Origin of the sequence: Pseudovibrio sp. Ad13 (genome assembly GCF_001623225.1) — a bacterium.
Lineage (GTDB): Bacteria > Pseudomonadota > Alphaproteobacteria > Rhizobiales > Stappiaceae > Pseudovibrio.
In genome coordinates this window covers 29,961-46,875 of sequence record NZ_LMCC01000020.1, presented here as the reverse complement: position 1 = coordinate 46,875, position 16,915 = coordinate 29,961, and the positions used below count along the sequence as shown (strand labels likewise).

Here is a 16,915-nt window from a genome sequence, read left to right as displayed (position 1 = left end):
TATGGACGTATGGGCAATCGATAAAGCCACCATTCTTCTGGTCGATGACGACGAAGATATGCGTGAAGCGCTGGTGGAGGGGCTGGAACTGGCCGACTATCACGTGGTGTCGTTTTCTCGCGCTGAAGAAGCGTTGGAGCACATCACGCATGAGTTCTATGGCGTTCTGGTCAGCGATATCCGTATGCCCAAAATGGGCGGCTTTGACCTGATGAAAGCTGCCTTCGAGATCGACAGTGCGTTGCCTGTAGTGTTGATCACCGGCCATGGTGATGTACCGCTGGCGGTGGAAGCCATGCGCGCCGGGGCCTATGATTTTAAAGAGAAGCCGTTTCCGGTTAGTGGGCTGGTTGCCGTTGTTGAGCGTGGGCTGGAAAAGCGCCGTTTGACGCTGGAAAACCGCGTGCTGCGTGAGGAGCTGGGCAAGCTCTCAGGTCTGGAAGAGCGCATTGTTGGCAAGTCCCCGTCCATGGAAGAGCTGCGGAGTACGATTACCGCACTGTCTGGCACGGATGCGGATGTGCTTATTCTGGGTGAGACTGGTTCTGGTAAAGAAGTCGTCGCGCGTGCTTTGCATGAGGAAGGTCTGCGCAAAGACGGGCCATTTGTGGCGCTGAATTGTGGGGCGCTGCCTGCTGATATTATCGAAAGCGAGTTGTTTGGGCACGAGAAAGGCGCCTTTACCGGTGCAAGTGGCCTGCGGATTGGCAAGCTGGAGCATGCGCATGGCGGGACGGTGTTTCTGGATGAGATTGAGTCCATGCCACTGGACTTGCAGGTGAAATTGCTGCGGGTTTTTGAGACGCGGACGATTGAGCGCCTAGGGTCGAACAAATCCATTCCGCTGGACCTGCGTTTTGTGGCAGCGACCAAGGAAGATCTGGAAGCGGCCTCCAACCAAGGGCGGTTCCGGAAGGATTTGTTTTACCGCCTTAACGTGATCACACTGGCTATTCCGCCGCTACGAGAACGGCTGGAGGATATTCCGGTGTTGTTCCATTACCTCACCCGTGGGGCTCGTGCACGTTACCGGAAAGAAGTGCCGGAGATTTCGCGAGAGTTTCTCGGTGAACTGATGCAGCGGGAGTGGCCGGGTAATGTGCGCGAACTGCGCAACGTGGCAGACCGGTTTGTGCTGGGGCTGGAAGGTCAGCCAAAGGCAGCTGGTGCGGCGGCTGCCGTTTCGGGCTCGCAGAGCGGTACTCTGGCTGAGCGCGTAAGCACCTATGAGCGCGATATTATTGCTGCCGAGCTTGAGAAGAACGACGGTAAGATTAAACCGACCTATGAAGCGCTGTCAGTCTCCCGCAAGGCGCTTTATGAGAAGATGAAGAAATATGGGCTTGGGAAGGATGAGATTGGTGAATAGAAATGTGTCGAATTCGACACATCTTTGAGTAGTCAATGTTACTTATTCGTAACAAATGTAAATCGAATAATTAGGTAAATATTCGTAAGTAGCTGAAAATACTAATAGTATTAAAACTGGCACGCAGATTGCTTTTAGTATCGTGAGGAGCTTCGCTCCGTTCCATCTGGGAGGATACTATGAAGAAATTGGTTACTGCTGCCACAGTTGCAGCTGGCATGTTCACCGCTACTCAAGCCGTTGCTGCTGAAGCGTGTGATCCGGGTGAAGTTGTTATCAAGTTCAGTCACGTTGTGTCTGCGACCGGCCACCCAAAGGGTGACTTTGCGACTGCATTGGCAGAGCGTATCAACACTGAGATGAATGGTAAGGCCTGTATGCAGGTTTTCCCAAGCTCCCAGCTGTTTGATGATGACAAAGTGATGGAAGCTCTGCTGCTCGGCGACGTTCAGATCGCTGCGCCTTCTCTTGCTAAGTTTGAAGCTTACACACTCAAGTACCGTGTGTTTGACCTTCCGTTCCTGTTCTCTGACATGGATGCAGTGAACAACTTCACGCAGGGTGAAAAAGGTCAGGAACTGCTGGGCGCGATGTCAGACATCGGCTTTGTTGGTCTCGGCTACGTTTACAACGGCATTAAGCACTTCTCCGCCAACAAGCCTTTGCTGACACCTGCTGATGCTGCTGGCCTGAAGTTCCGTGTTCAGACCTCTGACGTTGCTGTTGCGATGATTGAAGCAATGGAAGCAAACGCGCAGAAGCTTGCGTTTAAAGAAGTATACGGCGCGCTGCAGACCGGCGTTGTTGATGGTCAGGAAAACACCTGGTCCAACATCTACACCAAGAAGTTCTTTGAAGTTCAGGACGGTATTACAGAAACCAGCCACCAGCTGCTGTCTTACCTTGCTGTGACCTCTCAGGAATGGCTTGATAGCCTTGATCCAGAAGTTCGCGACCAGTTCATCACTATCTTCACTGAAGTGACCAACGATGCGAACGCTCGCTCTTCCGCTATCAACGAAGCGAACAAGCAGAAGATCATTGAATCTGGTGTAGAAGTTCGCAGTTTGACACCTGAGCAGCGTCAGCAGTGGGTTGACGTGATGAAGCCTGTATGGGGCAAGTTTGCTGATGACATCGGTCAGGATGTGATCGACGCTGCCGTCGCAGCAAACAACTAATCCAATACATCTTGATAGGTCTGTCCGGCTATTGGTCGGGCAGACCCTGAAAAACCACAATGGTTTCTTTTTCGGTGCCGCAACACACTGAGAAATGAGAGTGCTGTTGGGGGAGGGCGCTTTGTCTCGACTAAATAAAATAATAGATGCTTTCGAAGAAGGCTTTATCGCCACCATCCTTGCGGTGATGACGCTGGTCACCTTCTGGCAGGTCGTCATGCGGTACGGCTTTAACTCGGGTTGGGGTGGCGCGCTACAGTTCACCCGCGTGCTGTTTGCATGGCTTATTCTCTTCGGCATGAGCTATGGCCTGAAAATTGGCTCGCACCTTGGCGTTGATGCTTTCATCCGCCTGTTTCCGAAACCGGTCTTCCGCACCTTCGGGCTGATTGGTGCGCTGGTGACGTTGCTGTATGCGGCGCTGCTGTTTGATGCAGACTGGTTTGGCTGGTTGCTTGGGCTTGATAACCGCGGGTCTTCCGGCGGTGCGTTTGATTACGTTGCCAAGTACTACAAGCTTCCAATCGGCATGGAAGATCTGAAGTTTCCTGAGTGGTATCAGGAGATGTTTGGCGTGAAAGAGCGTGTTCCGCGGTGGTGGGGCTATGTCATCTTGCCAATCGGTCTTGCCCTTCTGGCTTTCCGGTCGCTGCAGATGTGCTGGTTCATTCTGACTGGCCAACGCGACACGATGATTGCCGCGCACGAAGCTGAAGAGCTCGTTGAAGAAAACAAAGACGTGCTGAAGGACTAAGCCCAATGGAAACCGCTGTTCTCTTTTTGCTGCTCTTTGGGCTGCTTCTTATCGGGGCACCAATCGCGATTGCGCTTGGCTTGTCTTCCGTTCTCTATATCGCATTGTTCTCTCATGACTCTATGAGCTCTGTGACCATTCAGATGTTCAATGCGTCGCAGAACTTTACACTGCTCGCGATCCCGTTCTTCATTCTGGCTTCCAGCTTCATGTCTACTGGCGGCGTTGCCCGCCGTATTGTGAACTTTGCTGTGGCAACTGTTGGCTGGGTGCGTGGTGGTCTGGCTATGGCTGGCGTGCTGGCCTGTATGATCTTTGCTGCGCTTTCTGGTTCGTCTCCAGCGACCGTGGTTGCGATTGGTACCATCGCGATTGCTGCGATGCGTCAGGCTGGTTACTCCAAGGAATTTGCTGCAGGCATCATCGCCAATGCTGGTACGCTGGGAATTCTGATCCCGCCTTCCATCGTGATGGTTGTTTATGCGGCTGCAACCAACGTTTCTGTTGGACGCATGTTCCTGGCGGGTGTCATCCCGGGCATTGTTGCTGGTCTGATGCTGATGGTGACGATCTACATTATCGCCCGCAAGAAAAACCTGCCTGCGCAACCGTTCCCAAGCATCAGGGTGCTGTGGTCCACGTTTGCTGAAGCTGCGTTTGGTATGTTCCTGATTGTGATCATCCTTGGCGGTATTTACGCAGGTGTGTTTACTCCAACAGAAGCTGCGGCTGTGGCAGCTGTGTATGCGTGTCTGATTGCTCTGTTCATCTATCGTGACATGGGGCCGCTGAAGGACAAGAAATGGCGTAAGTCTGGTGAAGGACTGCTTGAGGCAATTGTCCGTAACATTGGATTGAGTGTTCTTTACTTCTTCCCTGCCTTCTTCCACCGGGATACCCGCAAGGTGCTGGTTGAGAGTAGTAAGACCACGATTATGTTGATGTTCATCATCGTGAATGCGCTGCTCTTTGCTCACACACTCACTGCTGAACGTATCCCGCAGGTCATTACCGACTGGATGTTAGGTGCGGGTTTCAACTGGTTCACCTTCCTGATTGCCGTCAATATTATCCTGCTGATTGGTGGTCAGTTCATGGAACCATCCGGTTTGCTGTTGATTGTGGCGCCTGTGGTGTTCCCGATTGCTGTGGAGCTGGGCGTTGATCCAATTCACCTGGGTATCATCATGGTGGTGAACATGGAGATTGGCATGATCACACCGCCTATCGGGCTCAATCTGTTTGTGACCTCGGGCATAACGGGTATGAGTCTGGTGCAGGTGGTGCGTGCCGCTGCACCGTTTGTGATGGTTCTGCTGGTGTTCCTGGTATTGGTTACGTACTTGCCATGGCTCTCCACGGCGCTGCCGACCTATATGATGGGGCCAGAGGTTATCGTCAGGTAGCTGGAACCAAGATATGTTTTGAAAGGCCGGGGCATTTGCTCCGGCTTTTTTGTTGCTGCTTATTCGAGGCAAATGCAGAGCAATAGCTTAGGCGGATTTTGGGGGGAAACTGCGATAATAGGCAGGTCTCATAATGTTGCCGTGAGGAGCTGATGAGGAGAGCGATCACCGCTGTAATTCTTGCTTTGGGCGTTGCTTTCGCCACACCTGCGTTCGCCCAGATTGACTGTAAGCCTGGCGAAGTTGTTATCAAGTTCAGCCATGTTGTGCCGCCGAGAGGCCATCCCAAAGGGGATTTCGCGCGCATGCTGGCCGAGCGGGTGAACACCGAGATGAACGGTGTGGCCTGTATGCAGGTGTTTCCCTTCTCCCAGCTTTATGATGATGAGAAGGTGATGGAAGCCCTGATACTGGGTGATGTGCAGCTGGCGGCGCCTTCTCTTTCAAAACTGGAAGTTTACACCAACAAGTTCCGACTCTTTGATCTGCCTTTCCTGTTTGAGGACATGGATGCAGTACAGCGTTTTACTGCCAGCGAGAAGGGGCAGGAACTGCTTGATGTCATGTCTGATTTCGGGGTTGTTGGACTTGGGTATCTCTATGATGGATTAAAGCACTTTTCTGCCGATAAGCCGTTGCTCGTGCCTTCTGACGGGGCAGGGCTGAAGTTTCGGGTACAGAACTCTGATGTGGCCGTTGCAATGATTGAGGCGATGGGAGCGAGTGCGCAGAAGTTGGCGTTTAAAGAGGTCTATGGGGCTTTGCAGTTGGGGGTTGTTGATGGTCAGGAAAACAGCTGGTCCAACATTTTCACCTCGCGGTTCTTTGAGGTTCAGGACGGGATTACTGAGACCAACCATCAATTGCTGGCTTATGTTGTGTTTGCGCCCAAGGAGTGGTTGGAAAACTTGAAGCCTGATGTGCGGGAGCAGTTTCTGACGATCTTCAAAGAAACGTTGGCCAAGGCCAATGCGCAAGCTGCGCAGACGAGCGACGAGAACCGGCAACGGATTGTTGATGCCGGTTACACTGTGCGTGAGTTGACGCCAGAACAGCGCCAGCAATGGGCGGATGTGATGCGACCTGTTTGGGGTGAGTTTGAAGATGAGATCGGCAAGGATCTGATTGCTGCTGCTGAGGCCTCTAATGCGACCAAGGGCAACTGACAGTCTTCTGATTGAACATCTATAGTATTGCGTGTGCCTGTCTTATTCGTATGATCAACGTTGATCATGTAATAGGTGCGCCATGTCTGAAGTTATTTATCTTTCCGCTAAAGAAGCTGCCAATGAGTTGGGGGTGCGCCCGGCCACGCTGTATGCCTATGTGAGCCGTGGGTTGGTCCGCTCGGTTCAGGGGCCGGGAAGGACGCGGCTCTATGATGCTTCAGATATCCGCTTTCTGCGAAGTCGTCGGGCTGGAGAAGGCTCTGAGGAACGGGATGGGCAGTCCCGCAATGCTGCTGCAAAGGGCGTGCTTGAGACCAAGCTGACGCTTTTGACAGATGAGGGGCATTACTACCGCGGTCAGTCTGCACTGGAACTTGCAAAGGCTGGTACGCTTGAAAGTGTCGCCACGCTGCTGTGGGATTGTGAGAATGATCCGTTTGCCCAGCCTGCGCCTCATGCCGTTGAGGTGATGAGCGGGCACCAGAGACCCGCTGAGCGGGCGATTGTGGCGCTCTGTTCCTGGCCGGAACAAGACAGCGCTGCCTACACATTGTCTCAGGAGCTACTCAAGCGGAAAGGGGCGAGCCTCATTCGCCTTGCAGCAAGTGCGTTGCTGATGCAAGCGCCGAGCACTGAGCCGATGCACAGACAGATTGCGCAGGCATGGGGTGTGAAGAATGAAAAGGCCATCGATCTGATCCGTGCAACGCTTGTTTTGTGTGCGGACCATGAGCTCAATACCAGCGCATATGCGGTGAGATGTGCTGCTTCGACTCGGGCGCCGCTGCATGCTGTTCTTGTTTCCGGACTTGGGGCGTTTATGGGGCCCAGACATGGAACAAACGCAGAGCGTGTGCTGAGTTGGCTGAAGCATATTCATGTAGTTGACGATATAGAGAAGGTGTTGCAAGAGCGATGTATGAACGGAGAATATCTGCCGGGACTTGGGCATTCCGTATACGGCGGGCCTGATCCAAGGGGCGAATTTCTATTAGACAAACTCATGCAAAGTGAGTTGGATCACCCGCTTGTTGAACTGATTCCACCGTTGCTGGAAAGATCTCGTGAGCTTTTCGGAAAGCACATGAATGTGGATTTTCCACTAGCACTTTTGGAGCAGATTTTGGGCTTACCAAAAAATTCTGCAGGAATTTTGTTTTGTATTTCAAGAATTAGCGGCTGGATTGCTCAGGCGCTCGAACAGTATCAAATGCAAGAACAAATACGTCCGCGCGCTGCATATGTTGGTATTCGTCCGACCTAAAGCAGGCGTCAGTTGAATAGTTAATTTTTTTGATCTTTAACCTAGGCGTGTATCTAGGAGCTATTCTATGATCTCCTAGCGTAAAATTGATAATGTTATGTTCTTTCTCTGTAATGAAATTTATATCGATTATTTTATCTGTATATCTAAAAGTATTCCGTAGATTATCAATAATTGAGTAGTTCATGTGTGGTGTTATCTATTGTGGAAATGTGCTCTTTTACATAATTTTTGACGTGACCTAGTTGATTTGAGGGTGTTCAAATTGGGGAGGCGCTATGTTACGTCTACATCATTAATCGGAATATTGGTTGTATCTCTCACTCTATCAAGAATAAGGCATTTCATGAATCGTTTGCCCCCTTTGAATGCTTTGGTCGCGTTTCGTGCAGTTATGGAAACTGGGAGTTTGGTTTCGGCGGCCCAAAAGCTAGCAATTACCGCTAGTGCGGTCAGTCACCGGCTCAAAGCGTTGGAAGATCACCTGGGATTGGAGCTGTTTGAGCGCCGTTCCAGAGCGGTTTTCCCGACTGCAGCGGCCTATCGATATGCCTCGGAGATTGCCGAGGCATTTGACAGAATCTCAACTGCGACGCGCACTATTGAGGCCGTCGGGAACAGAGATACCTTGAGTATCCATTGTTCCTCAAGCTTCGCCAGCAATTGGCTGCTGCGCCGCCTTCGCTCTTTTACTGCGCATAATTCAGAGATCACGGTGACTGTTTCCAGCAGTGGCTCTGATCAGAATATTGAAGGCGGGCTTTATGACCTTGTCTTCACGCGCCAGTCCAATACTCCAGAAGAGTTTCAGGAGATCTCTTTGGGACGCGAGAAGTTTCGTCCGCTGATTTCACCTGAACTGCTGGACAATCTTGGCTACCCGAAAAAGCCGAATGAGCTGTTGAAGCTGCCGATTATTCGCAGTGAAGGTGCCACGGTTTCCTGGGAGACATGGCTGTCTGAAGCTGGTGTTCCAAACCCGATCGTCAACGAGATGATGGTGTTTGAGAATGCGGCTCTTTCTCTTGACGCTGCCGAAAAGGGGTTCGGCATTGTTCTAGAGTCCAATCTGCTGAGTGCCGAAGCTGAAACCGCCGGACGCCTTGTTCCGATCTTCCCTGAATATCAGCGGGATGGTCGTGAACATAAGTTGATGTGGCGTGAGAAGCGTGGAGCTGAGCCAAAAATTCGCAGCTTCCGTGATTGGTTTGAAAATCAGTTGCGCTACGATTTCGTAGATGAAGAAGCTTATGAACCAGTGGCTGCGCTCGTCGATTAAGCGAGTGTTGCTGTTTGTAGTTGACGGCGGGGGCAATTAACCGTCAGCTTACATGAGTGTTCTTATGATTTGGGTGGGTACTTAGGTATCCGCCCATTTCTTTGTAAGCATAGTTATACGGATTTGTTGGAGTGGTGTGTTGCTGAGCAATGGAGTTGCTGGAGCCCGTCAAACTGGGTGAGACAAAATTGTTCTGTTCATCCTTGATGAAATCCCTTAGAAGCACCCCTAAATACGCGCCCTTTTGCTGTTTCCCAAAGACACTGCCGAGGCGCTGGTCAATAGCTCGACAACAGAGCTTTAGAAAACACCAGAGAATTTGGTCGCCACTATGAGAACTTCAGAACTCCTGATGCCTGCGGGCAACCTTCAGAAGCTAAAGATTGCTGTGCTTTATGGAGCAGATGCGATCTACCTTGGTACGCCAGATATGTCCCTGCGTACGAAGGCAGAGTTTACGCTTGAGCAGGTTGTTGAGGGGATTGAATTTGCGCATAAGCATGGCAAGCGTGTTTATCTGACGCTGAACCTGTTTTCTCATAACAAAGATGTTCCTAAACTGAAGGAATATGCTGAGACCATTCGCGATATTAATCCGGATGGGTTGATCATTGCTGATCCAGGTGTGTTCCAGTTTATGCGTAAAGAGCTGCCAAATGTGCCGCTGCATATTTCCACGCAGGCGAACGTTTGTTCGTGGCTTTCGGTTGATTTCTGGAAAGAGCAGGGCGCTGATCTGGTTGTGTTGGCGCGTGAAGTGTCCTTTCCTGAGCTTTCTGAAATTCGTGAGAAGTGCCCGGACATCCGTCTGGAAGCATTTGTTCATGGTGCGATGTGCATGACCTATTCTGGTCGCTGCCTGCTTTCCAACTTTATGGCAGAGCGTGGCGCGAACCAAGGGAACTGTGCAAACTCCTGTCGTTGGAATTACAAAGTGCGCATGCGCATGAAAGATGGCACGATCAATGAGCTTGAGCTGAATGAAGACAACATGGACATGTTTGAGTTCTTGCTGGAAGAGGGATGCCGCCCCGGCGAGTTGATGCCAATTCTGGAAGATGGTCGTGGTTCTTATATTCTGAACTCCAAAGACCTGTGCCTGATGCCGAAGCTGAATGACTTCCTGCGCATCGGTGTGGATTCGCTGAAGATCGAAGGCCGTGGCAAGTCCATGTACTACGTGGCGGTTGTTGCACGCGCTTACCGCATGGCGATTGATGATTACTACCGTGATCCTGAGAACTGGAACCCGCAAAAGTACATGGATGAGATGTACAGTGTTGCCAACCGTGGCTACACAACTGCGTTCCATGAAGGTCGTTTGAACAACTACGCCCACAATTATGAGGACACACACTCTATCGGTGAGTGGGAGTTTGCCGGCATTGTTGAGAAGGTGACTGACGAAGCGTTCTACATGAAAGTGAAGAACAAGATTGTTGCCGGGGAAGTGCTGGAGTTTCTGCAACCTCTGTCCGACGACAGCGTCTTGCTGCGCATCTATGAGTTTGAAAACGCTAAGTCTGGTGAGATTACAGAGGAAGTGCACGCTGGCAAGCAGCCGCTGGTGCGTATCCCGTTTTCGCTGTTCGACAAAGACGATGCAGCTGACTTTAAAGATCGCTTCCCGGTGAACACTGTGGTGCGTAAAGAGCGTCCGTTGACACCTGAGCAGTGGAGTCGCCTGAAGCTGGACCGGACAGCAGAGCGTATTGAAGCGCGTGGTGAAGCGACGAATGCGCAGCAGAACAAGTATGAAAGCCAGCGCGACCGATTGATTGATGCGATTGCTGAAGGCAGTCAGGATCGTAAACCGAAGTCTCCTCGTCTTGGCTTGGAAGGTTGTTGTGGTCGTGGCTGTAACGGTTGCATGATCTTCTGGGAAGATCCGAAGTTTGAGAAAGCTCGCGAGATCCTGAAGACCAAAAAGCAGGGTGTGATGTTGGCGCGGAATGCGTTGAAGCACGAAGTGAGCTGATAGCTTAGTTAGATTGATGTATTTGAAGCCCCGGCCCGAAAGGTCGGGGCTTTTATTTTGTCTGACCCTTATGAGAACCCATTGAATCTCAAAGCTAAAACCATGCTTATTAAGCGAATAAGCTATTATTAGTAATAATTTATGTATGTTTTAAGCATGAGTCTTTCAAGCTCATGAGTTTGACGTTGGGATAGTTGCGCTTGTTGTCTTGAATGACCTGTTGTGGGGTACGTAAATACGCTGATCTTACTTGCTCAGTCTCTCGTGACTTGGCTGGGTTGTGGTGGTGAGAGATTGGCGGCTAGGGAATTATCTGCACTGAATGTGCAGTTTGGAAGGTAATTCAAGATGAACTGGTCCGGAATGTTGAAGAGCGCACCTAAGGCTGAGGGATCACATCAAGCAGATGTGGGCGACATCAATCGTGAAGGAATTGATGCACTTCTGTCGGCTTTGATGGAAGATCGTCCACTTCCCGAAGTGGAAGGAGTTCCTGTAGATCTTTATGAGCGCTTTGAATCGCTGAAGCAGAAGCTTGATGATCAAGACGAGCGTACCCTTGGTCAAACGGTAGAGTACTCCCTGCAAGCCAGTGAATCGATGGCCGCGATCTCCCAAATCACATGGCATATCCGCAAAACGGATGAAGGTGCGCAGACAATTGCGACTGGTGTTGAAGAGCTGAACGTTTCCTTCTCTGAGATTGCCTCCAGCGCTCAAGGAGCTGCGGATGCGGTGGAATCTGCAAATGAGGCCATGCAGCAGGGAGAAACAGCAACTCGAGAATCTGCAGATGCCAGCCAGCATATTGGTCGGTTCTTTGAAAGTATGACTGCTGCTGCAAATGAGTTGACCGCTGCCGCTGTTCAGATTGGGACCTTTGTTGGTACGATTGAAGGACTGGCCAAGCAAACAAATCTGTTGGCACTGAATGCGACGATTGAAGCCGCGCGTGCTGGCGAGGCGGGCAAGGGCTTTGCTGTCGTGGCTTCCGAGGTGAAGGATCTATCCGGTCAAACACAGCAGGCAACCGATGATATTCGTTGCCGGATTGAGACCTTGCAGGCTCACGTGAACGATGTGAACTCAGCTGTGAGCGATGCACAGTCTCTGGTTGGCAAGAGTATTGATAATTCACAGAATGCCGAGAGTTTGATTTCCGAAGTGATGCGCGATGTAGGAGTTGCGAGTACGCAGATGCGTGAAATTGCACACCAGCTGACGCAGCAGGAAGAGGCAACCAGCGAAATCAATCGCGGTGTCCATGCCATTGCAGGGCATGCACGCGATGTGAATGAGCGGATTGAACATGTGATCCAAACGGTTGCTCAGTCTGAATCCATTGTGGAAGAGCAGTTTACTGAATTTGATAAGCGCGGCGTACCGAACTTTATTCTGCATCGTGCTAAGGCTGATCACATAATCTGGAAGAAGCACCTTGCCGAAATGTCAGTTGGCCTCAGTCATTTGCAGGTGAGTGAGCTTTCGGATCATCATCAGTGCCGTCTTGGTAAGTGGTATGACAAGGTAGATGATGCTCGCGTTCGCGATAGTCTGGCGTTTAAGAAACTGTTGCCTGTTCATGCTGAAGTTCACGAACAAGGCAAGGAATGCGCACGCCTGCTGGGAATAGCAGATCATGCAGGCGCAGACGCTGCTTACAAACGCATGGAAGACGCTTCTGCTGAGGTACTGCGCTATCTGGACGAGTTGTTGACCGAGCGGTGATTGGCGCCGGTCAATCCAGAAACGAGTGCGATTGCGTAATGTGACTGCCTTCGTTGCTGAGTTGAGCTAACTGACATAATGAAAATCACTGTGGTGTCAGACAAATGCTACAGTGATTTCTATTTGTGTTTGCTTCGATGAACTCAGGATCAAAAAAAGTAACTTAAATCACCACTCGTGTTCAGGGAAGAATGCGATAACATTGTAAGATGCTGATTTTTAACGTTATTTTTTCTCGAGCGTGAATGTTCGGAAATATGTGTTATGCTTCAATTTAAATGCACTCTGTGTATTGATAGTCAGTGAAATCGTGTTTCTTATCTCGTCTGCAGCAATTGCTGAATGAATGAATGAATGAATTCTGAATTCTATTTTTGGACGTGGAAATGCTACGTCATATTCAGCTAATCTCTTTTAGTAGATACTAAAATAATGAGGTGTGTATCTCAATCTAGCGAAGTTTCGTGCTGATTTGGGATCACACATGAAATCAGGATTTCATATATTAACTGGCTGTACTTTACTGCTGACAGGCGCTTGCGCGCAAATGCCTGATGATGTTTTGCAAGTGACAGAGCAGCACAAAGCCATGAAAGTGGCTCAGTCCAGAACCATCGCCACACCAAAGAAAAAAGAAGTGCTTCTGGCTGGGGCCGCGGCTCTTCAGGATATGGGCTTTTCCATTGACAAAACAGATCCAGAGTTAGGGCTTGTTGTTGGCTCGAAGCAACGTGATGCGACAGAAGGTGAGCAAGTTGCTTTAGCCGTTGTTGGTGCTGCATTGACGACATTACTTGCTGGACCGATAGCAGGGGCAAACAGTTTTAAGTATGATGATGAGCAGTTTGTACGCGCTTCTATCACCGCTGGCAGTGAGGAAAATGCGACTGACCTGCGGATCAGTGTCCAGCGTATTGTGTTGGACCAAAGGGGTGAAATTTCCAAAGCAGAAACAATTAAAGATGAGAAACTTTACAGCCAGTTTTACGAGACACTAGGCGCATCCATCCCTTGGGATGTCACAGGAGGTTAATATGATGCTAGATCGATCTAAAGCCCTTGTGAGCGTTGCTGTTCTGGTTTTGACATTTGGTGTTACTGGCTGCCAAACGTCTTCAAAAGACAACGTGTTTGACATTGCAGTCGAAGAACAGAGCGGACTGCGACAAGTTCAGTCCAGAACTTTCAAGACCAAAGATAAAGAAAATACGATCCAATCGGTTATGACAACTATGCAGGACATGGGGTTTGTTATCGGTAATGCCGATAAGGAACTAGGGACTGTAAGTGGGATGAAGTTGGATGGATACCAATTGCGAATGACGGTGAGTGTCGTTCCGAGGATGGATGGTGAGATGTTGGTGCGTGCGAACGCATCCTACAATAATGAACCGGTAGATTCAGAGGCTGCTTATACTGATTACTTTAAAGTTCTAGAGCAAGAGCTGAAGCTTCCTGCTCAGGAACTGGGATAGTAGGAAGCGTCAGAAAAGCCCGGGCAGGTGATGCGCCGGGCTTTCTTTTTGTGTTGTTTTATTTTTGTCGTTTGGCCCTATCCGTTATTGAGAGGTTTTGGCTTCTCAAGGATACGATGAAGATCAAACCGGAATGACGACCCAGTAATCCAGATCAAGGATCACGCCGTCTTGGTACTTCCCGTCTTCATTCTTGTATGGGAAATCTCCGCAAATAAGATCTTTTGTTGCAACGAGGCGCAGGCGTAGTGCTGCGATATCGCTTCTTCCTTCAATCCGTTTTTTATCCAGAACCTCAGACCATGCATAAACAGTGTCACCCGCGAAGAGCGGTGCAACGTGTCGTCCTGCATTGATGCCCGTGATATGGAAAGCATTGCCTAGTCCGTTGAAAGACAAAGCACGCGCAAGCGAGATGACATGGCCACCGTAGATCAGGCGTTTGCCAAAGCGGCTGTTTTTCTCGCTATGATGATTGAAGTGGACTTTCGCTGTGTTCTGGTAAAGACGTGTTGCGAGCTGGTGTTCAGCTTCTTCCACGGTCATACCGTCGACATGGTCGATCTTTTCACCCACTTCGTAGTCATCGAAGCGGAATGGTGAACCGGACAGGTCAAAGTCCCAATTATCGATTGAAAGCTCTGGAACGGCTTGCCCCAAGCAGTTCTCGGAAATTCCGTCTGGCAGATCCGGCAGGGTGGTTTCTGGTGCAGACGCATTTTCATCGCGCTTTTTCACCATGACCCAGCGGGTGTATTCCAGAACCTTTTCAGGATTCCCTGGCTCTTTGTGGCGATAGCCAGTAGAGCGCACGTAAACAACACCGGTTTTGCCGTTTGAATTTTCTTTTAGCCCGATGACTTCTGACGTAGCAGAGACTGTATCTCCGGCATAGACAGGCATCAGGAAACGGCAGTCGGAATACCCTAGGTTTGCGACGGCATTCAGTGAGATATCTCCCACTGTTTTACCGAAGACCACATGGAAGACTAGCAGGTCGTCCAACGGGTAATACGGGTATCCAATGGTTTCTGCAAAAGCAGTTCCCGACTGTACCGCAAATCGAGATCCGTATAATGCAGTATAAAGAGCTGTATCTCCTTCGTTTATTGTCTTTGGTGTTCCATGCCTTATGACCTGGCCCACGTGAAAATCTTCAAAAAAGTTACCGCAAGACGTTTTTGTCTTAACCGCAGTTAACGTCATGTATGTAGTCCCCCAACAACAACACGGCAGGCATTGAATAAGAAGTATTTTTAGTTATCAAGCAACACCTTAGAAGGTTGACACTTCGCATAGTATGTGTCGCTTTTGATCTTTTTCTCGTGCCTTTGTATTTTCCTTGGTTGTCCAATTGACTTGTTTAATTGAACAAATTCAATAGGTTGACGGATAATGTGGTGGTTTCCGCAATCCGTGCTCCAGATGATCGACAAAAATACTCGAGAGAAACAAGCAAGCTTTCTGTCCGTTTGAGACCCTTTATATCTCAGAATCAGTAGGAATGAGCAAATTAAATGTAGATTATGATTAGGTAATTGTGTCCTGTTTTTAGCTAAAGCTACATCCTGACGTTGAAATTGTAGGATTGTGCAAGCGAATCAGTAAAAATGTTAGCAAATCTCGACTGATTCACTTTGAATGAGTGTGCTGAGTTGTTCACTGTTTGGCCCCCTAAAACCGTAGGTTTTTCTTCAAGATCAAACCGTTACTATGGGTGGTAGGAGGTTTTCGCCCATGGTGAGCTTTTTCTGGCGGATTGTAGGTGTTGTTTTGCTGTCGTGGGTCGCGTGGGATCTCTATGCAGGATACACGCTTCTTTATGATGTCATCTACCGGACAGAAGACCCGCTGATGTACTGGATTGGTATCGCTTTATGGACCGCACTTGGGCTGAGCTGCTTTTTCTCATCAAGTCGTCAGGAATAAGGCGCCAATTTCTCAATTGATCTGAGCTGTCCCGGTTGTATCCTACAAACAATAAATGCTGTTGGTGGTTCTGCCACAGCGTGTTGAGTTGTAGTCGAGGGAGGTTGTTATGTCGGAGAGAAGCCTAATTTCTTCAGGATCACCCTTTGAAAAGGCCGCTGGATATTCTCGCGCAGTTGTAGATGGCGACTTAGTCCATGTTTCTGGCACAACCGGATATGATTATTCGACGATGAAAATGCCAGAGGATGTGGGCGCACAGGCCGTTAATGCGTTGGAAACAATCAAAAGTGCGCTTAGTGAAGCCGGATGTTCACTCGAGGATGTGGTTCGTGCACGTTATTATGTGACTGACCGGAGTAACGTTGAGGCGGTTTTTGCTGTACTTGGTGAGTATTTTGGTGAAATCCGTCCTGCTGCAACCATGGTTATTTGCGCTCTCATCAAGGAGGAGATGAAGGTCGAAATAGAAGTTATGGCTCGAAGGAGCTAATCTGGCTTTTGGCTTTCGAGAAACTGGCAAGGTACATTGTGGGCGTATATGCTGAGAGACTTTTAAGTTTCTGGTCTTTTCGCCAGTTGAAAGATCGTTTGCCTTAGCTATATAGGCAGACAATACCGACACTAACGAGATGGCGACGCATGACTGATTTTCCGAAAGAACTGCTGACTGGATACGGCCTTTATAAAGAGCGGATTTATCGCCAGTTTGAAGAGGAATATCAAAACCTCGCCATCTATGGCCAAGAACCTGAAGTGATGGTGATTTCCTGCTGTGATAGCCGGGTTACACCTGAAGGTATCTTCCATGCGCAGCCGGGTGAACTTTTTGTAGTTCGTAACGTGGCAAACCTGGTGCCTCCATTTATCCAAGGCGGTGGCACGCACGGTACCAGTGCAGCGCTTGAGTATGCAGTGACTGGCCTGAAGGTGAAGCATCTTGTTGTGCTGGGCCATTGCAAGTGTGGTGGTGTTCAGGCTTTCCGCGAAAGTAATGGCAAACTCAGTAAGACTGGTCAGTTTGTTGGACCGTGGATCAAGATGTTGGAACCAGCTGCGATCACGCTGGCTTGTACTCCTGTCGATAAACATGAAGATCCGCAACTTGCGCTGGAATATGCTGGTATTCGTCAGAGCCTGAAGAATCTGATGACGTTCCCGTTTATTGAAAAGCTTGTCACACAGGGGAACCTGGACATTCACGGTGCGTGGTTTGATATTGGCTCGGGTTCTTTGCGGGTTATGAATAAGGAAACCGAAATCTTTGAAGACGCACAGGATCTGCGCGCGCGTTTGAAAGAGCAGGAAACAGAGGACTAAGCCTTTGTAGGGTAAGAGAGCCAATCTGAGTGTTGGTTTGATAGAGTTTTGGAGGGTCGCGTT

Annotated in this window: 15 protein-coding genes; 14 read left to right on the top strand and 1 reads right to left on the bottom strand. The window is 49.6% G+C overall.

The annotated features are described in order from the left end of the window. The first annotated feature begins 1 nt into the window (after position 1). The 11 genes from PsAD13_RS24590 (at position 2) to PsAD13_RS24540 (ending at position 13,603) form a co-directional block, all read left to right on the top strand. Positions 2 to 1,369, top strand: a complete 1,368-nt coding sequence (locus PsAD13_RS24590) for a sigma-54 dependent transcriptional regulator (protein ID WP_063303915.1) — start codon at positions 2 to 4, stop codon at positions 1,367 to 1,369. Between the two features lie 179 nt (positions 1,370 to 1,548). Next, complete coding sequence (locus PsAD13_RS24585; protein WP_063308290.1) at positions 1,549 to 2,550, top strand: DctP family TRAP transporter solute-binding subunit; 1,002 nt, start codon at positions 1,549 to 1,551, stop codon at positions 2,548 to 2,550. 121 nt (positions 2,551 to 2,671) lie between these two features. Further along, on the top strand, positions 2,672 to 3,304 hold the full coding sequence (locus PsAD13_RS24580) for a TRAP transporter small permease (RefSeq protein ID WP_063290431.1): 633 nt from the start codon (positions 2,672 to 2,674) through the stop codon (positions 3,302 to 3,304). A 5-nt stretch (positions 3,305 to 3,309) separates the two neighbouring features. Next, the gene (locus PsAD13_RS24575; RefSeq protein WP_057460816.1) at positions 3,310 to 4,710 is read left to right on the top strand and encodes a TRAP transporter large permease subunit; all 1,401 of its coding nucleotides are present in this window, start codon (positions 3,310 to 3,312) and stop codon (positions 4,708 to 4,710) included. A gap of 152 nt (positions 4,711 to 4,862) precedes the next feature. Further along, positions 4,863 to 5,876 (top strand): DctP family TRAP transporter solute-binding subunit, encoded by a 1,014-nt coding sequence (locus tag PsAD13_RS24570; RefSeq protein WP_063319750.1) that lies wholly within the window; start codon positions 4,863 to 4,865, stop codon positions 5,874 to 5,876. Between the two features lie 82 nt (positions 5,877 to 5,958). Continuing rightward, positions 5,959 to 7,143 carry a citrate synthase family protein gene (locus tag PsAD13_RS24565; RefSeq protein WP_063319749.1) on the top strand — a complete coding sequence of 395 codons (1,185 nt, stop codon included), beginning with the start codon at positions 5,959 to 5,961 and terminating at the stop codon, positions 7,141 to 7,143. Positions 7,144 to 7,489: 346 nt separating this feature from the next. Continuing rightward, positions 7,490 to 8,422: a LysR substrate-binding domain-containing protein gene (locus PsAD13_RS24560; protein ID WP_063291799.1), complete on the top strand. Its 933-nt coding sequence runs from the start codon at positions 7,490 to 7,492 to the stop codon at positions 8,420 to 8,422. 331 nt (positions 8,423 to 8,753) lie between these two features. After that, positions 8,754 to 10,400, top strand: coding sequence for a U32 family peptidase C-terminal domain-containing protein (locus PsAD13_RS24555; protein ID WP_057460812.1), 1,647 nt, complete (start codon positions 8,754 to 8,756; stop codon positions 10,398 to 10,400). Between the two features lie 348 nt (positions 10,401 to 10,748). Beyond that, positions 10,749 to 12,128, top strand: coding sequence for a methyl-accepting chemotaxis protein (locus PsAD13_RS24550; protein WP_063290376.1), 1,380 nt, complete (start codon positions 10,749 to 10,751; stop codon positions 12,126 to 12,128). Between the two features lie 484 nt (positions 12,129 to 12,612). After that, entirely contained in the window at positions 12,613 to 13,161 is a 549-nt protein-coding gene (locus PsAD13_RS24545; protein ID WP_153040965.1) for a hypothetical protein, read from the top strand. A 1-nt stretch (position 13,162) separates the two neighbouring features. After that, positions 13,163 to 13,603, top strand: a complete 441-nt coding sequence (locus PsAD13_RS24540; protein WP_057460809.1) for a hypothetical protein — start codon at positions 13,163 to 13,165, stop codon at positions 13,601 to 13,603. A gap of 123 nt (positions 13,604 to 13,726) precedes the next feature. Here the strand turns inward: PsAD13_RS24540 and PsAD13_RS24535 are convergent, their stop codons facing one another. Next, complete coding sequence (locus PsAD13_RS24535; RefSeq protein ID WP_063319748.1) at positions 13,727 to 14,809, bottom strand: MaoC family dehydratase; 1,083 nt, start codon at positions 14,807 to 14,809, stop codon at positions 13,727 to 13,729. A gap of 531 nt (positions 14,810 to 15,340) precedes the next feature. Between PsAD13_RS24535 and PsAD13_RS24530 the strand changes: the two genes are divergently transcribed. The 3 genes from PsAD13_RS24530 to PsAD13_RS24520 all read left to right on the top strand — a co-directional run bounded on the left by PsAD13_RS24530 (position 15,341) and on the right by PsAD13_RS24520 (position 16,852). Continuing rightward, positions 15,341 to 15,532 (top strand): hypothetical protein, encoded by a 192-nt coding sequence (locus PsAD13_RS24530; protein ID WP_063290372.1) that lies wholly within the window; start codon positions 15,341 to 15,343, stop codon positions 15,530 to 15,532. Between the two features lie 109 nt (positions 15,533 to 15,641). Beyond that, positions 15,642 to 16,025, top strand: coding sequence for a RidA family protein (locus PsAD13_RS24525; protein WP_063290371.1), 384 nt, complete (start codon positions 15,642 to 15,644; stop codon positions 16,023 to 16,025). Between the two features lie 149 nt (positions 16,026 to 16,174). Beyond that, positions 16,175 to 16,852, top strand: a complete 678-nt coding sequence (locus PsAD13_RS24520; RefSeq protein WP_063290370.1) for a carbonic anhydrase — start codon at positions 16,175 to 16,177, stop codon at positions 16,850 to 16,852. Positions 16,853 to 16,915 lie beyond the last annotated feature (63 nt).

Coding starts and splice junctions, on each gene's coding strand:
- PsAD13_RS24590 (WP_063303915.1), top strand. CDS start 2: ATGGACGTATGGGCAATCGATAAAGCCACCATTCTTCTGGTCGATGAC.
- PsAD13_RS24585 (WP_063308290.1), top strand. CDS start 1,549: ATGAAGAAATTGGTTACTGCTGCCACAGTTGCAGCTGGCATGTTCACC.
- PsAD13_RS24575 (WP_057460816.1), top strand. CDS start 3,310: ATGGAAACCGCTGTTCTCTTTTTGCTGCTCTTTGGGCTGCTTCTTATC.
- PsAD13_RS24570 (WP_063319750.1), top strand. CDS start 4,863: ATGAGGAGAGCGATCACCGCTGTAATTCTTGCTTTGGGCGTTGCTTTC.
- PsAD13_RS24565 (WP_063319749.1), top strand. CDS start 5,959: ATGTCTGAAGTTATTTATCTTTCCGCTAAAGAAGCTGCCAATGAGTTG.
- PsAD13_RS24560 (WP_063291799.1), top strand. CDS start 7,490: ATGAATCGTTTGCCCCCTTTGAATGCTTTGGTCGCGTTTCGTGCAGTT.
- PsAD13_RS24555 (WP_057460812.1), top strand. CDS start 8,754: ATGAGAACTTCAGAACTCCTGATGCCTGCGGGCAACCTTCAGAAGCTA.
- PsAD13_RS24550 (WP_063290376.1), top strand. CDS start 10,749: ATGAACTGGTCCGGAATGTTGAAGAGCGCACCTAAGGCTGAGGGATCA.
- PsAD13_RS24545 (WP_153040965.1), top strand. CDS start 12,613: ATGAAATCAGGATTTCATATATTAACTGGCTGTACTTTACTGCTGACA.
- PsAD13_RS24540 (WP_057460809.1), top strand. CDS start 13,163: ATGATGCTAGATCGATCTAAAGCCCTTGTGAGCGTTGCTGTTCTGGTT.
- PsAD13_RS24535 (WP_063319748.1), bottom strand. CDS start 14,809: ATGACGTTAACTGCGGTTAAGACAAAAACGTCTTGCGGTAACTTTTTT.
- PsAD13_RS24530 (WP_063290372.1), top strand. CDS start 15,341: ATGGTGAGCTTTTTCTGGCGGATTGTAGGTGTTGTTTTGCTGTCGTGG.
- PsAD13_RS24525 (WP_063290371.1), top strand. CDS start 15,642: ATGTCGGAGAGAAGCCTAATTTCTTCAGGATCACCCTTTGAAAAGGCC.
- PsAD13_RS24520 (WP_063290370.1), top strand. CDS start 16,175: ATGACTGATTTTCCGAAAGAACTGCTGACTGGATACGGCCTTTATAAA.